The sequence below is a fragment of the Martelella mediterranea genome (assembly GCF_004342225.1).
GTDB classification, from domain to species: Bacteria; Pseudomonadota; Alphaproteobacteria; order Rhizobiales; family Rhizobiaceae; genus Martelella; species Martelella mediterranea_B.
The window spans coordinates 51,659-65,043 of the sequence record NZ_SMAR01000015.1; the positions used below are offsets into that span (position 1 = coordinate 51,659).

The window sequence follows — 13,385 nt, forward strand, 5'->3', positions numbered from 1 at the left end:
GGTCGTTTAAGCGACGATGATGATCCCGGTTAACAGAGAAATCAGCAACACAACCAAGACGACAAAGATCAAAATCCGCGCTATCCCGGCTGACAAACCGGCGACGCCGCGAAATCCAAGCAGACTGGCGACTGCAGCAATAATCAGAAGTATCAGAATCCATTCCAGCATTGGTGACCCTTTCTCTATTTTTGTTTTATAACAACCTATGCTATCAACGATCAGGTTTACCGAAAGTTCCGTTTGCAGGCTGTGCATCCGGTGCTTGGCTTCGAATACTTCTGCACAATCGTCATAAAAGGTTCATGCGACTGAGAAGACGCAGGGATTCTTCGTGTGCTATTCGAATGAACCAAAGTGAAAAAGAAATGAACAACCCCAAACAACGATAAGGGACAGCTGCGGCATGTCATCGAAGGATAAAAAGCAGGACAGGGCCGGTGGAACAGACGAAACGCGTCAGCAATATGCAGCATTATGCTACCGCCGCCCGGGCAAGAAAACGAAGGACCTCGAAATCCTGCTGATCACAAGTCGCGATACAGGCCGGTGGGTAACCCCGAAGGGTTGGCCCATGAACAACAAGGCACCACATGAAGTCGCTGAACAGGAAGCCTACGAAGAGGCCGGCATCAAGGGAAAGATTTCAGAAAACCCGCTGGGCAATTTTAGCTATCTGAAGCGCCTCGACGACGGCACTTCTGTGCCCTGCAAGGTCGATCTCTTCCCGCTTCTGGTTCGCAAGACCAAAACAAAATTTCCAGAGGCAGAGGAACGTGTCAGACGCTGGACTTCGCTTGAAGAGGCTGTCGACATGGTGCATGAGCACGAGCTGAAATCGCTGCTGATGAATTTTGCCGACCAGATGAAATAGCCACGGCGCTTTGCGTGTCTGGCCTTAGCCGCTAAATTCCCGGCCAATCATCAATGATTCGCGGGAGACCGTCATGCGCGCTAATTACCGTCTTCAGCGCCTGTTCGTGGAAGCGCAACTGAAAGGCGACGAAGACCTTCCTGCCAGCAAGGATCAGTTTCATTATCTGGCACATGTTCTGCGCGCCGAACAGGGCAGCGACGTTCTTCTTTTCAATGGCCGGGACGGCGAGTGGCTGGCCGAGGTTGATTTTCCAACGCGCAAGAAAATCACTCTTAAGATAAAAGAACAGGTTCGCCCGCAACCAGCTCCGTGCGACCTTCACTACCTGTTTGCACCGCTGAAAGTCGGGCGGATGGACTATATGGTTCAAAAAGCGGTCGAAATGGGCGCGGGTGTCATTCAGCCGGTCATGACCCAGCACGTTCAAGGCAAGATCAACAATTATGAACGACTTGCGGCCAACATCACCGAAGCGGCCGAACAGTGCGGGGTCCTTGCCGTGCCGGAACTCCGGCAGGGGGAAAAGTTGAACGAGATACTTGATAGCTGGCCGGCAGACAGGGCGCTGATTTTCTGTGACGAGGCGGCCGAAACGCAGAACCCGCTTAAGGCCCTCAAACCGGTCCGATCTGAAAAACTTGCGCTGATCATCGGTCCGGAAGGTGGCTTTTCGGATGAAGAACGCGCGCTCCTGCGATCCAAAGACTTTGTTACCCCCATCCCGCTCGGCCCCAGAATTTTGCGCGCCGATACAGCTGCCGTGGCCGCTATGGCTGTCATACAAGCGGCAATCGGTGACTGGTATTGACCTGTTTGTGGCCGGATCAGGCATTATATCGGATTGGACTTCAAACCGGTTTTATCATTCAATCAAAGAAATTGACTTGATCGCCCGGCTGATTAGGGCCAAGAGCGGTCAGATTATCCGGCGAGCCAGTTCCTTTGCGGCTGAAGGCCGGAACCATTTATATTCGAGGAAACATCATGGCTCGTGATACATCCGATGACACGCCAATCACATCCACGACTGAGCTGATCGCCGACCTTGAACGCGGCTGCAAGCCGGAATCGCATTTCCGGATCGGCACGGAGCATGAGAAGTTTCCGTTTTTCAAAGCAGATAACAGTCCGGTTCCCTATCATGGTGAGCATTCGATTTCTGCATTGCTTCATGGCATGAAGGACAAGCTCGGCTGGGATGCGATCATGGATGGCGAGAACATTATTGGCCTCGCCGAACCCAATGGCATGGGTGCCATATCTCTGGAGCCCGGTGGCCAGTTTGAGCTTTCCGGAGCGCCGGTCAAAACGCTGCACGAAACCTGCCGTGAATCCAACCAGCATCTGGCCGTTTTGCGCGGTGTTGCAGAACCGATGGGAATCGGTTTTCTCGGTGTTGGCGGAAGCCCGAAATGGAGCCTTGACGAAACACCGCGCATGCCGAAATCGCGGTATGAGATCATGACGCGCTACATGCCGAAGGTTGGTACGCAGGGCTTGGACATGATGTATCGGACCTGCACGATTCAGGTGAATATCGATTTTTCCTCAGAAGCCGATATGCGGCGGAAGATGGCGCTTTCTCAGAAACTTCAGCCGCTCTCGACTGCGCTGTTTGCGTCCTCCCCGTTTACCGAAGGCAAACCCAACGGCCTCTTGTCATGGCGTGGCGATATCTGGCGCGATACCGACAATAACCGATCGGGACTGCTCGATTTCGCTTTTGAAGCGAACTTTGGCTTTGAGCGTTATGTTGAATGGGCGCTGGACGTGCCGATGTATTTCATCGTGCGCAACGGCCGCTATCATGATTGCACCCACATCACATTTCGCCAGTTCATGGACGGCGCCCTTAAAGATGAAGTCGAAGCATGGCAGCCGACCATGGGTGACTGGACCAACCACCTTTCAACGCTGTTTCCCGACGTTCGTCTGAAGCGTTTTCTTGAAATGCGCGGAGCCGATGGCGGAACCTGGCGGCGTATTTGTGCCTTGCCATCTTTCTGGGTTGGCCTGCTTTACGATTCCACTGCGATGTCTGATGCAGAAGCGCTGACCAAAGACTGGTCGATTGCCGACATCCACAAACTCAGGAACGATGTCCCCTCTCTGGCGCTCAAGGCTGAGATCGGCGGCAGATCGCTTCTGGATGTCGCCCCGGATGTGATCGCGATCGCGCGCAAAGGACTGCAGGCACGCGGCAACCGCAACAGTGACGGGCGTGATGAAAGCGTATTCCTGATGACGCTTGATGAGATTCTGGCGAAGAAAGCGACATTTGCCGAAGATCTTCTGGCACTTTATCACGGGCGCTGGAACGGCTCCGTAGACCCGCTATTTTCCGAATTTCAGTACTAGAGCGCCCTTTGAGCGTGGACACGGAAATACACAAACGCCGGACAGCACTGCCCCTGATAAAAAAGCCCGGAAAACGCAACGCGTTTCCGGGCAAATGCAGGATAAAGGCTGAAAATATCCTGCGGGGAAAATGACGCTTTCATCTGGCCGCATGTTGGGATGAACGACCGGACTGTTAACGCCAAAACAGAGCAAACCATCACCGGCGCTTGCAAAAGAGCCATACAGCGTGAAAATCTTTCAGCGCGATCCCTTTGGACACGCAGAGGTTCACGCCAAAAGCGATGACAGCTGCAGAAGCGAGATCAGACAATCATGCGCTGGGCGCGGCGGGCTGCACTTTGCTTCAGATCTGTCATAGGATCTTCCGAGGCTGCCGAATAGTAAGCGCGATTGACATCGTGACGGGTCAGGCCAAGGTCTTTCAGCAGTGCGTCATCAAGCTCCGCGAGTTCCTTGATAGCGAAGCGGTTCCTGAAGAAACGCATTGTTGCTGCAAAAGCAGCCTGTATCATTTCAAATGTGGTCGATCCGTGGCCGGAAGTCCGGCTTTCAGCAGTTCGGTTCAAGGTGTTCATTTTCGTTTCCTCTCTGAAACGTTGCCGGTCCCGGAAACGCCTCATTTTTTGTTGAGCAACACCGCAGAAAGCCAGATCTCTGGCATTGTAAGGAATTGCTCATTAGTCGAGACCGAAGGAAACCGTTTCTGGCCAAAAAAACCACCCGATTTATGCGCCCAATGCCGTCAGCGCTTCTGTCCCGTTGATGGCAATATTCTCACGCCCCTATTGATCAGTCCAACGAATGTTTTTAATATCAAGCATCAATACGATTGATGGATGACGCTCATGGCCGCGCCGCTTGATACAGACCAGCTCCAGACCTTCGTCGCAATTGTCGACAACGGCTCCTTCACCCGTGCCGCAGAACAGGTTTTCAAAACCCAGTCTGCGGTCTCAATGCAGATGCGTCGCCTTGAAGAACGGGTCGGAAAACAGCTCTTCACCAAGGATGGCCGAGGCGTTAAGCTGACGGATGAAGGCGACAAGCTCCTCAACTATGCCCGCAGGATCATTCGCCTCAATAATGAAGCTGTCGCGGCATTTGATGATAACCGGCTGGAAGGTTCGATCAGGATCGGAACGCCGGATGATTATGCTGATCGCTATATGCCGGACATCATTAGCCGTTTCGGCAAAACCCATCCGAATGTTGAGCTTTATATCGTTTGCGAGGCATCGGTGGATCTGGCTGAACGCCTGAAACATGGCGAGCTTGATATGGCTCTCGTGACACATAACCCGCGCACCCGCGACTCAGAAGTTGTACGCACGGAGCCTCTGTGCTGGGTTGCTTCAGCCAATCATGCCTTGCCCGTGGACAGGCCGGTACCACTGGCTGTGGGGCGGCGTGACTGCCGTTGGCGTCAACTGGCCATCAGCGCGCTGGAAGGTGTTGGACGAGACTACAAGGTTCTTTTCACCAGTTGGTCATCTACGGTTGTGGCCTCTGCAGTGCTGGCGGGGATGGCGGTTTCCATTCTGCCGGAGTCCGCGCTTAGGACCGGCATGCGGGTTTTAACGCAGGCCGATGGCTTTCCATCGCTGCCACCGGTCCAGATCGGACTGATGAAACGCCCCGGTGCCTCGGCATCTCTGACAACTGCGCTGTGTAATCACATCATCGCCTCGCTGGACAATATCAGCCCGGCTGATCCCGTTGATGCCTATGAACCCGATGGCAAGGCTGCGCCTGTTCCCCGCCAACCGCGCCTCAGGCCCGGACACATCCTGCCCAGTTGGTAATGCCGTTTTAAAAGGCCCGGCTTAACACCGGGCCTTAAAGTGCCATGCATCCATTCGGATGCACAAAGCACGCTCCAACCTATTGAATTTACGCATCGGCCCGAGAATCGATTCCGATTTTCGGGCCGATGCTGCAAGGCGTTTAGAGCATTTCGCAGTCAGATGGAAAAATCTAACGTCCGCGAAAATGCGTCAAAACAAAGAGATAGAGCGGTTGCGCGTTTCCATGAAAGGCGGAACCGCTCTAGAATGTCTGGCTGGTCGGACGGAAGAGTATCTCGTTGATATCGACCTCTTCGGGCTGCGAAATCGCATAGACCGCCGCACGGGCGAAACTGGAGGCCGGAATAGCCTGCTTCTCGTAGAAATCGGCAATCGCCTCCTGCACGCCTTCGGCCTTCACCGAACCGGGTAATTCCGATTCGACAGCACCGGGAGACAGGATGGTCGTGCGCAGGCCATCTTCTTTGACTTCCTGGCGCAGAGATTCAGCAATGGCGCGTACACCGAATTTCGTCGCGCAATAAACCGCGCTGACCGAATTCACAACATGGCCGGCAACGGATGAAACGAAGATGTTCTGGCCGCTGCCCTGTTCTTTCATGATCGGCAGAACCGCACCAACACCATATAAAACGCCCTTGAGATTGACATCGATGCATTGCTCCCACTCATCATAGCGGTTCATGCTGAGCGGTGCCATTGGCATAAGACCAGCATTATGCAGCATGACATCGATGCGACCGAAGTGCTCTTTGGAACCCTTTACGAATGCCTCGACCTGTTCACGCTTTGTGACGTCAACCTGAAAGGCCCTGGCATTATCGCTGCCGAGTTCATCGACAAGCGCATCGAGCCTGTCCTTTCTGCGCGCGCCAAGAGCGACTTTCGCTCCTGCTTCCACCAAATGCCGTGCGGTTTCCGCGCCCAGACCGGAGCTTGCACCGGTGATGACCACGACTTTTCCAGCAACATTTTCCATGGTTAGGTCTCCTTCATTGGTTTTAAAAACAGCCATCGCCAAAGGCCGATGGCAAAAAGAATGGCTTCAGGACAAAAAGTCCTCATCTGAAACATGTTCCAGCCATGTGACCGGGGTTCCGTCTGCTTTTTCCTGAATGGCAACATGGGTCATGGCGTGCTTGTCGGTTGCACCATGCCAGTGTTTTTCCTCCGGCTCGAACCAGACAGTATCGCCCGCCCTTATGGTCTGTTTGGCCTGCCCTGCCACCTGCACCCAGCCTTCACCGCTTGTTACGATCAAAAGCTGGCCAAGCGGATGCGTGTGCCAGGCCGTGCGGGCTCCAGGTTCGAATGTAACTATGGCAGCCCCTGCCCGCCCCGGCTCAGGTGCATTGAACATGTTATCGATCCGAACTGCACCGGTGAAGCTGTCACCCGGCCCGAGTACCGATGGCTGATCGGATGGATTGAGAATTTTCATCGTCATTTCCTCTGGAATGCAGCGGCAAGGATGTCGCCTCTGATCATCAGATAGAGCGCACTATCCTTCTTTATTAGAGAATAATCTGATATTGCTTTCATACTCAGAATTCATAAATCGGATGGAACTATCCCTTGAACGTGCCACGCGACGAACTTTCTGACCTGATGTCGTTCCTGATTGTCGCCAAAGAGCGTAGCTTCACACGTGCCGCCGCACGCCTTGGAACATCACAAAGCGCCTTGTCGCATGTGGTGCGAAGACTGGAGCAAAAACATGGGGTGCGGCTTCTGACTCGAACCACGCGCAGCGTGTCGCCAACGGAGGCCGGGCAACGGCTGACCGCGGCGCTGGAACCGGCGTTTGCCGACATTGAAGCCGGACTGGATCAGCTCAATCAGTATCGCAGCCAACCAAGCGGGACGGTGCGTATTACCACCAGCAGCTGGCCTGCGATGAATATCCTGATGCCGGCGGCCAACCGCATCATGGCTGAAAATCCTGATATCTGTTTTGACGTGGAGACGGACCCGCGACTGACCGACATCGCGAGCGATGGTTTCGATGCAGGCATTCGCCTTGGCGAGCGCGTTGAAAAGGACATGATTGCAGTTCGTATCGGCCCGGACATCAGACTGGCTGTGGCAGGAAGCCCGGACTATTTCAAGAAACACGCGCCCCCTGAAACACCACATGATCTGACTGCGCATAACTGCCTCAATCTGCGGCTTCCCACATGGGGCGGGCTTTATGTATGGGAGTTTGAGCGAGATGGACACGAACTCAACGTGCGTGTCGAGGGTCAGTTCATTTCGAATGATCCTGACATTGTCATCAATGCAGCGCTGAATGGTCAGGGGCTTTTATGTCTGCCGGATGATTATGTTCGCCCGTATGTGGCAAGTGGAAACCTCGTGACGTGTCTCGACGACTGGTGTCAGCCATTTCCCGGTTATCATCTTTATTATCCAAGCCGTAACCAGAACGCGCCAGCATTCCGGCTTCTGGTTGATGCGCTTAAATACCGTGGCAAAACGTAAGACCGGGGCACATCGGCGCGCCCCGGTCGAAAACTCGATACAAACACGGATGCTGTTTATTCCGCTGCCGTCGAAATCGTACTGGCTTCGTATCCATGCGCATGTTTCAGCGCCTTGCGTACGCCCGCCTCATAATCGGGGTGAACCTTTTTAAAGAGCGAAAGCTGACGCTCGATGATTTCGCCGGGAACACCGCCCATGGCCGCCGCAACATTGCTGAACAAACGGCTTTTTTCGCCGTCGTCGAACAACTCAAACAAGGCCCGCGGCTGCGAATAGTCGTCATTGCCTTCGCGATGGTCAAAGCGATCCATATCACCGGATATCTTCAGCGGCGGTTCCTTGGCTGTCTGATCTTCAACCGCTCCCCCCATACTATTGGGCTCATAATAAGCGTCGATGGCTCCGGTTTTCTGGCCAAAGAAATTCATCTGCCCGTCCTTGTGATAGTGATGGACAGGACATTTGGGCGCATTGACCGGCAAGGCTTCATAATGCGTGCCGAGACGATAACGATGCGCGTCCGCATAGGAGAAAATCCGTGCCTGCAGCATCTTGTCCGGTGAGTGCGAAATACCGGGCACAATGTTCGATGGCGAGAAGGCAGCCTGTTCGATTTCGGCGAAATAGTTATCTGCATTGCGATTGAGCTCAAAGTATCCGACATCAATCGGCGGATAATCCGCATGTGGCCAGACCTTGGTCAAATCGAACGGGTTGTAAGACGTATTCTCTGCGTCCGCTTCCGGCATGATCTGCACCTGCATTTTCCAGCGCGGGAAATTGCCGTCTTCAATCTTGCCGAACAGGGCCTCCTGATATGTTTCGCGACTCTTGCCGATCAGCGGTTCAGCTTCTTCATTGGTGTAATGCTTATGCCCCTGCTCTGTCTTGAAATGGAACTTCACCCAGAAACGTTCGCCCTTGTCATTCCAGAGAGAATAGGTGTGAGAGCCATAACCATTCATATGTGTCGGATCGACCGGAAGCCCCCGGTCAGACATCAGGATCGTGACCTGATGCAGACTTTCCGGTGAGAGTGACCAGAAATCCCACATCGCAGTTGCAGAACGGAGATTGGTGCGCGGATGACGCTTCTGAGTGTGAATGAAATCAGGGAACTTATATGGGTCTCGCACAAAGAAGACCGGCGTATTATTCCCGACCAGATCCCAGTTGCCATCATCGGTATAGAATTTGAGCGCAAACCCGCGAACATCACGTTCAGCGTCTGCAGCGCCCTGCTCTCCTGCGACCGTCGAGAAACGGGCGAGCATCGGGGTTTCGGATCCCGGCTGGAGACAGCGTGCTTTGGTATATTGCGAAATATCGCCTGTAATCTTCAGTGTGCCGAACGCACCCCATCCCTTCGCATGGACAACGCGCTCAGGAATACGTTCCCTGTTCTGATGCGCCAGCTTTTCAATCAGCTGATAATCCTGAACCATCAAGCCGCCCTGCGGACCAGCCGTCAGCGAATTCTGGTTATCCGGAAGCGGGGCACCCGCTGTAGTGGTGATCTTTGGTCCGTCAGTCATCATTTCCTCCTTCAGTGTGGTCAGCCTCGGTCTGGATAAACGCGCATGCTGCGTCGTCGGCGGATTGCACGCCCTTACTTTAAAATGATCGCACCGCTTCAGGATAATTTCCAATTGTCATTTCCTGTAATTTCGATAAGATTTTCCTATGGTCATTTCTTTAAAGCAGCTGCGCTATTTCGAGGCGCTGGCGCGTGAACGTCATTTCGGCCGGGCGGCCGAAGCCGTGCATGTCAGCCAGCCAGCGCTTTCAGCGCAGATTATGGAGATGGAAAGCGCGCTGGGCGTCAAGCTGGTGGAGCGTACACGCAAACAAGTCATTCTGACGCGTGCAGGAAAACGTGTACTGGATCACACCCAGAGGGTGCTGGCTGAGATGACGGCACTGGAACAGGCAGCCAGACCGCGCAATCGCCCCCTCTCCGGTAAATTCGGCATCGGTATCATCCCAACGGTCGCCCCATACCTTATCCCGCAACTTGTCCCCTATCTGAAAGCTCATTACCCCGATGGTGAGATCGCTCTGAAAGAGGCCGTTACGGATACCCTGCTGGATGATCTGGAAAGTGGCGGACTGGATGCCGTGATTGCCGCCCTGCCGCTGGAACGTGAAACCATTTCCACACGGGAGTTGTTTACTGACCGATTCTTTGTAGCCGTTGCGCGCAATGAGAGCACACTTTTGACCTCACCATTGTCGCAAACGAACTTTGAGTCAGAGAGGCTCTTGCTCCTTGAAGAAGGGCATTGTCTGCGTGAACAGGCACTTGCCGTTTGCCAGCGAACCCCAAATCGCAATGTCGTCAATGTCGGCGCAACATCGATGACAACGCTCTTGCAGATGGTTGCCAATGATATGGGCATGACCCTGATTCCCGAGATGGCGATTGCGGCCGAAACGGCGCACACTCCGCTTTCGATCCTGCCCTTCGCCGAGCCTGTTCCAATGCGCAGGATCGGGCTTGCATGGCGCCGCTCTGACAAGCGCGACCGGGACATGGATGCACTGGCAAATGCAGTCATCGCCTGCCACGCTCCGGCGATTAGGGAAGATGATCATTCATCGGCCTGACAGAATCAAGATGTAGCCTCCTCTAAAAGGGCTCCCGCCCCCCTTGACGCTTCTGCAAAAATCAACGCCAGATACAAACCTTAAGTTTTAATTTGTTTATCATTGCAAGACCGGGACGCCAGAGGCCAGCTCGGGAACTGAAGGAACACATCATGATGCATCGGATAAAGCCGCTGGCAGCAACCTTGCTGATTGCACTTTTGCCTGCAACGGCTCTGGCTGATGGCACCATGGTTTTTGGTGGCGACACCTACGCCAGCGGCAAGACGACCACACTGGATCAGCCAAGCCCGCGCAGCGCATTTGTATCCGGCCTTTCTGCCACGCTTGATGGCCCTGTCACAAAGGATGCGCATCTGGCTGGCGGCCATGTTACTGTTGATGCCGCTGTTGCCGGAGACCTCTATACCGCCGGTGCATGGGTGATCATCGATAACACGGTCGGTGGCGACGTTTCAGCGGCTGGCTATTCAGTTTCGCTCAACAGCAGTGCTGCGGTCGGCGGAAATGCCCGCATCGCTGCCAGCGAAATTGACGTGAATGCGCCGGTGTCCGGCAGTCTTCTTGCAGCAGCCAGTGAGATCACCATCAATGCCGAAATCAGTGGCGATGTCATGCTGACGGCTGAGGATATCACTTTCGGCCCTGACGCCAGGATAAACGGCACACTCAACTATGTGTCGCCCTCAGCCATCGAAATTCCCTCAAACGTTATTGCGCCGGACAAGGTGCAGCACAAGCGGCTGACACGCGCGACACTCGCAACGCTTGCGCGCATGACGGTCGCCGGTGAAGTCCTGCAGGATATGGACGAAAATGGCAATTTCAGTGATGCAGCAAAATCTGCCGCAAACAATCAGCTTCGCGATGATGACAGAGGGAACTTTGGGAGCCTTCTCGTTGGCTTCCTCGTCACTCTGGCCTGCTTGCTTTTGATTACCGCGCTGCTGTTGACATCGATGCCGGAGCGTCTGGAGAAAACGCGCAAGCGGCTCGTTTCACGGCCTTTCTCATCCCTCGGCTATGGTTTTGTCGCCCTGTCCGCACTGATCGGCGCTGTCCCGGTTTCGGCGATGACGATCATCGGACTATCGCTTGTCCCCTTCTTCATTTTGATCGTCGTGATTGCATGGATCATGGCCTATATCACAGCAACCTACGCTCTGGCGTGGAAAGCGGTTCTTGCAATCAAACCAATGTCACCGACGCTGATCAACCGACTTCTGGCGACAGCCGCCGGTTTCGTTCTTCTTTCGCTGACGCATTATCTGTGGTTCTTCGGGTGGATCATTAATCTGCTGGTTGTCCTGGTAGGCCTCGGTGCGATCGCCACCACATGCGGCAAACGCATGATCGAACGCAGCATGCGTGGAGATGAAGCAAATGCCGAAAGTGAGCCTTCCGGGCAAGAACACCCTGAAGCGAAAACGCCGGACGACGCAACCGAAACGCCGCCGAAAACACAGTAAACCGCTCGCCATAACCAGGGTTTCATCAGTGGATACTCTAACCCATTGAATCCACGCATCGTGCTTTAGCGCGCGCCCTTTTTCATCTGGCTGACGATCCAGCGATCCAGAACCTCAACGATGTATGCCACCTCCCGCTCATCGACGGGACGGTGCTCAGCAATACCGTGCCACTTCATCAGGCATCCGCGGCAGCATGTCGCCGTGGCATGCTGCGCAGTAAAGACAGGGTGTCCGCGCATCGGCGTTTGCTTGCCATCGTTTTTCGGTTCAGCCGGGGCTAAACGGGCACGAACGAAGTCAAGTGCATGATCATTTATCACCGCACGGCCTTTTGCGGCTGCATAAGCGCGGTCTTTATCACTCAGCCGGAAACGACTTCTGAAGCGGGATCGGGAAAGCCGGTCGAAAAGTTGATCCAGTTCATCCATGAGATAAATTGACGGTCCGTCAGTTGATCCGCTTTCCGGTCTGTTTGTCGAAGAGGTGGATATGATTGGGATCGAAAGACACACGAACAGCCGCATGCCGCTCAAGCGGCAAGCGCTCCTTCGAGAGAAGCAAAAGCTGATCCTCACCCGCAGTCATCGTTGCATGGATTTCAGATCCTGTCGTTTCGGTAAAGGCAACTGTCGCCTCCGTCCCTTCATCGGACAGAACAACACTTTCAGGCCGCACGCCGATGACGATCTCGGCTCCCTCGGAAAGACCTTCATGATCAGGCAGAGGCCAGTTCATGCCAGATGCGGTCGTCAGAACAAGTGCGCCACCGAAACCGGAGACAGTCCCCTCAATCAGATTCATGCCCGGAGCCCCGATGAAACCGGCCACGAAAACATTTTCCGGACGGTCATAGAGCTGCAAAGGCGTTCCGGCCTGCTCAATGACACCCTGACGCATCAACACAATGCGCTCTCCCATGGTCATGGCCTCCATCTGATCATGGGTTACATAGATCATCGTGGTGCCCAGGCGACGGTGCAGGGCCTTAATCTCGGCGCGCATCTGCGCACGCAGCTTTGCATCGAGGTTGGAAAGTGGCTCATCAAACAGAAAAGCAGCAGGATCTCGCACCAGTGCACGTCCCATGGCAACCCGCTGTTTCTGCCCGCCGGAAAGCTCTGACGGGTGACGCTCCAGCTCATTGGTCAGATCCAGCATTTCGGCGGCACGCTCGACCGCGGCATCACGATCCTTGCGGCTCATGCCGCCCATGCGCAACGCAAAAGCCATATTCTTGCGCACAGTCATGTGCGGATACAGTGCAAAATCCTGAAACACCATCGCAATATTGCGCTGTTTCGGCTGCATCTTGTTGGCAACAGCACCATCGACAAGCAGCTCTCCGCCGGTAATATCTTCAAGCCCTGAAATCATGCGCAGAAGCGTTGACTTTCCGCACCCCGAAGGACCGACCAGCACAAGAAACTCCCCGTCAGCGACATCAAGATCAAGACCGTGTATGACCTGCCGGGCGCCGTATTTCTTGACGACATTGCGTAAAGTAAGTCTGGCCATTGCTCCCCCAAAACCTCCGGGTCGTTGTGTATTCTTCAGGGCCCTGATCATCCATGACCGTCATGACGCCCTGCGTCTTTGACGGTAATCAACACGACCGCGCCTGATCTATCAGCCTCAGAATTGCTAAACAAGCGAGACGATTTCTGAAAGCTCGGATGCACCTGCCAGAAAAGGCTGAACCCCGCGAACCGCGCATAAAAGAATTTGAATATATCTTCTTAATGATGAAACTATTTCGAGTTCACAGACGTTCTCATCGCA

At 54.3% G+C, this 13,385-nt stretch carries 14 protein-coding genes; 7 read left to right on the plus strand and 7 right to left on the minus strand.

The genetic code is table 11. From position 1 onward, the window contains the following. Positions 1-6 precede the first annotated feature (6 nt). Positions 7-258, minus strand: coding sequence for a DUF1328 family protein (locus EDC90_RS11115; RefSeq protein ID WP_432420002.1), 252 nt, complete (start codon positions 256-258; stop codon positions 7-9). A 148-nt stretch (positions 259-406) separates the two neighbouring features. Here EDC90_RS11115 and EDC90_RS11120 point away from each other — a divergent pair, with 148 nt between their 5' ends. From EDC90_RS11120 to EDC90_RS11130, 3 genes are all read left to right on the plus strand, one after another. Then, entirely contained in the window at positions 407-874 is a 468-nt protein-coding gene (locus EDC90_RS11120; protein WP_132311526.1) for an NUDIX hydrolase, read from the plus strand. 73 nt (positions 875-947) lie between these two features. Then, on the plus strand, positions 948-1,685 hold the full coding sequence (locus tag EDC90_RS11125; protein WP_132311528.1) for a 16S rRNA (uracil(1498)-N(3))-methyltransferase: 738 nt from the start codon (positions 948-950) through the stop codon (positions 1,683-1,685). A 176-nt stretch (positions 1,686-1,861) separates the two neighbouring features. Then, positions 1,862-3,235, plus strand: a complete 1,374-nt coding sequence (locus tag EDC90_RS11130) for a glutamate--cysteine ligase (RefSeq protein WP_132311530.1) — start codon at positions 1,862-1,864, stop codon at positions 3,233-3,235. Between the two features lie 305 nt (positions 3,236-3,540). Here the strand turns inward: EDC90_RS11130 and EDC90_RS11135 are convergent, their stop codons facing one another. After that, positions 3,541-3,813, minus strand: a complete 273-nt coding sequence (locus EDC90_RS11135) for a DUF1127 domain-containing protein (protein WP_165972809.1) — start codon at positions 3,811-3,813, stop codon at positions 3,541-3,543. 270 nt (positions 3,814-4,083) lie between these two features. Between EDC90_RS11135 and EDC90_RS11140 the strand changes: the two genes are divergently transcribed. After that, complete coding sequence (locus EDC90_RS11140; protein WP_132311534.1) at positions 4,084-5,040, plus strand: LysR substrate-binding domain-containing protein; 957 nt, start codon at positions 4,084-4,086, stop codon at positions 5,038-5,040. Positions 5,041-5,284: 244 nt separating this feature from the next. Here the strand turns inward: EDC90_RS11140 and EDC90_RS11145 are convergent, their stop codons facing one another. Then, positions 5,285-6,022 carry an SDR family oxidoreductase gene (locus tag EDC90_RS11145; protein WP_132311536.1) on the minus strand — a complete coding sequence of 246 codons (738 nt, stop codon included), beginning with the start codon at positions 6,020-6,022 and terminating at the stop codon, positions 5,285-5,287. Between the two features lie 66 nt (positions 6,023-6,088). After that, positions 6,089-6,484, minus strand: coding sequence for a (R)-mandelonitrile lyase (locus tag EDC90_RS11150; RefSeq protein WP_132311538.1), 396 nt, complete (start codon positions 6,482-6,484; stop codon positions 6,089-6,091). Between the two features lie 140 nt (positions 6,485-6,624). Between EDC90_RS11150 and EDC90_RS11155 the strand changes: the two genes are divergently transcribed. Beyond that, positions 6,625-7,524 (plus strand): LysR family transcriptional regulator, encoded by a 900-nt coding sequence (locus EDC90_RS11155; RefSeq protein ID WP_132311599.1) that lies wholly within the window; start codon positions 6,625-6,627, stop codon positions 7,522-7,524. A 56-nt stretch (positions 7,525-7,580) separates the two neighbouring features. Here EDC90_RS11155 and katA read toward each other — a convergent pair whose 3' ends face one another. Continuing rightward, complete coding sequence (katA, locus tag EDC90_RS11160) at positions 7,581-9,062, minus strand: catalase KatA (RefSeq protein ID WP_132311540.1); 1,482 nt, start codon at positions 9,060-9,062, stop codon at positions 7,581-7,583. A 148-nt stretch (positions 9,063-9,210) separates the two neighbouring features. On the opposite strand from katA, the gene EDC90_RS11165 reads away from it, so the two are divergent. Both EDC90_RS11165 and EDC90_RS11170 read left to right on the plus strand, forming a co-directional pair. Beyond that, positions 9,211-10,134, plus strand: a complete 924-nt coding sequence (locus EDC90_RS11165) for a LysR substrate-binding domain-containing protein (protein ID WP_132311542.1) — start codon at positions 9,211-9,213, stop codon at positions 10,132-10,134. Positions 10,135-10,286: 152 nt separating this feature from the next. Next, the gene (locus tag EDC90_RS11170; RefSeq protein ID WP_132311544.1) at positions 10,287-11,603 is read left to right on the plus strand and encodes a hypothetical protein; all 1,317 of its coding nucleotides are present in this window, start codon (positions 10,287-10,289) and stop codon (positions 11,601-11,603) included. 65 nt (positions 11,604-11,668) lie between these two features. Here the strand turns inward: EDC90_RS11170 and EDC90_RS11175 are convergent, their stop codons facing one another. Next, entirely contained in the window at positions 11,669-12,130 is a 462-nt protein-coding gene (locus EDC90_RS11175; RefSeq protein WP_348633704.1) for a DUF4186 domain-containing protein, read from the minus strand. Further along, the gene (locus EDC90_RS11180) at positions 12,054-13,121 is read right to left on the minus strand and encodes an ABC transporter ATP-binding protein (protein ID WP_132311548.1); all 1,068 of its coding nucleotides are present in this window, start codon (positions 13,119-13,121) and stop codon (positions 12,054-12,056) included. Before EDC90_RS11180 ends, EDC90_RS11175 begins: the two co-directional genes overlap by 77 nt. Positions 13,122-13,385 lie beyond the last annotated feature (264 nt).

What these genes read in the sequence shown, in the direction of transcription:
- EDC90_RS11115 (WP_432420002.1), bottom strand. Translation starts at nt 258, where the DNA reads ATGCACAGCCTGCAAACGGAACTTTCGGTAAACCTGATCGTTGATAGC.
- EDC90_RS11120 (WP_132311526.1), top strand. Translation starts at nt 407, where the DNA reads ATGTCATCGAAGGATAAAAAGCAGGACAGGGCCGGTGGAACAGACGAA.
- EDC90_RS11125 (WP_132311528.1), top strand. Translation starts at nt 948, where the DNA reads ATGCGCGCTAATTACCGTCTTCAGCGCCTGTTCGTGGAAGCGCAACTG.
- EDC90_RS11130 (WP_132311530.1), top strand. Translation starts at nt 1,862, where the DNA reads ATGGCTCGTGATACATCCGATGACACGCCAATCACATCCACGACTGAG.
- EDC90_RS11135 (WP_165972809.1), bottom strand. Translation starts at nt 3,813, where the DNA reads ATGAACACCTTGAACCGAACTGCTGAAAGCCGGACTTCCGGCCACGGA.
- EDC90_RS11140 (WP_132311534.1), top strand. Translation starts at nt 4,084, where the DNA reads ATGGCCGCGCCGCTTGATACAGACCAGCTCCAGACCTTCGTCGCAATT.
- EDC90_RS11145 (WP_132311536.1), bottom strand. Translation starts at nt 6,022, where the DNA reads ATGGAAAATGTTGCTGGAAAAGTCGTGGTCATCACCGGTGCAAGCTCC.
- EDC90_RS11150 (WP_132311538.1), bottom strand. Translation starts at nt 6,484, where the DNA reads ATGAAAATTCTCAATCCATCCGATCAGCCATCGGTACTCGGGCCGGGT.
- katA (WP_132311540.1), bottom strand. Translation starts at nt 9,062, where the DNA reads ATGACTGACGGACCAAAGATCACCACTACAGCGGGTGCCCCGCTTCCG.
- EDC90_RS11165 (WP_132311542.1), top strand. Translation starts at nt 9,211, where the DNA reads ATGGTCATTTCTTTAAAGCAGCTGCGCTATTTCGAGGCGCTGGCGCGT.
- EDC90_RS11170 (WP_132311544.1), top strand. Translation starts at nt 10,287, where the DNA reads ATGATGCATCGGATAAAGCCGCTGGCAGCAACCTTGCTGATTGCACTT.
- EDC90_RS11175 (WP_348633704.1), bottom strand. Translation starts at nt 12,130, where the DNA reads ATGCGGCTGTTCGTGTGTCTTTCGATCCCAATCATATCCACCTCTTCG.
- EDC90_RS11180 (WP_132311548.1), bottom strand. Translation starts at nt 13,121, where the DNA reads ATGGCCAGACTTACTTTACGCAATGTCGTCAAGAAATACGGCGCCCGG.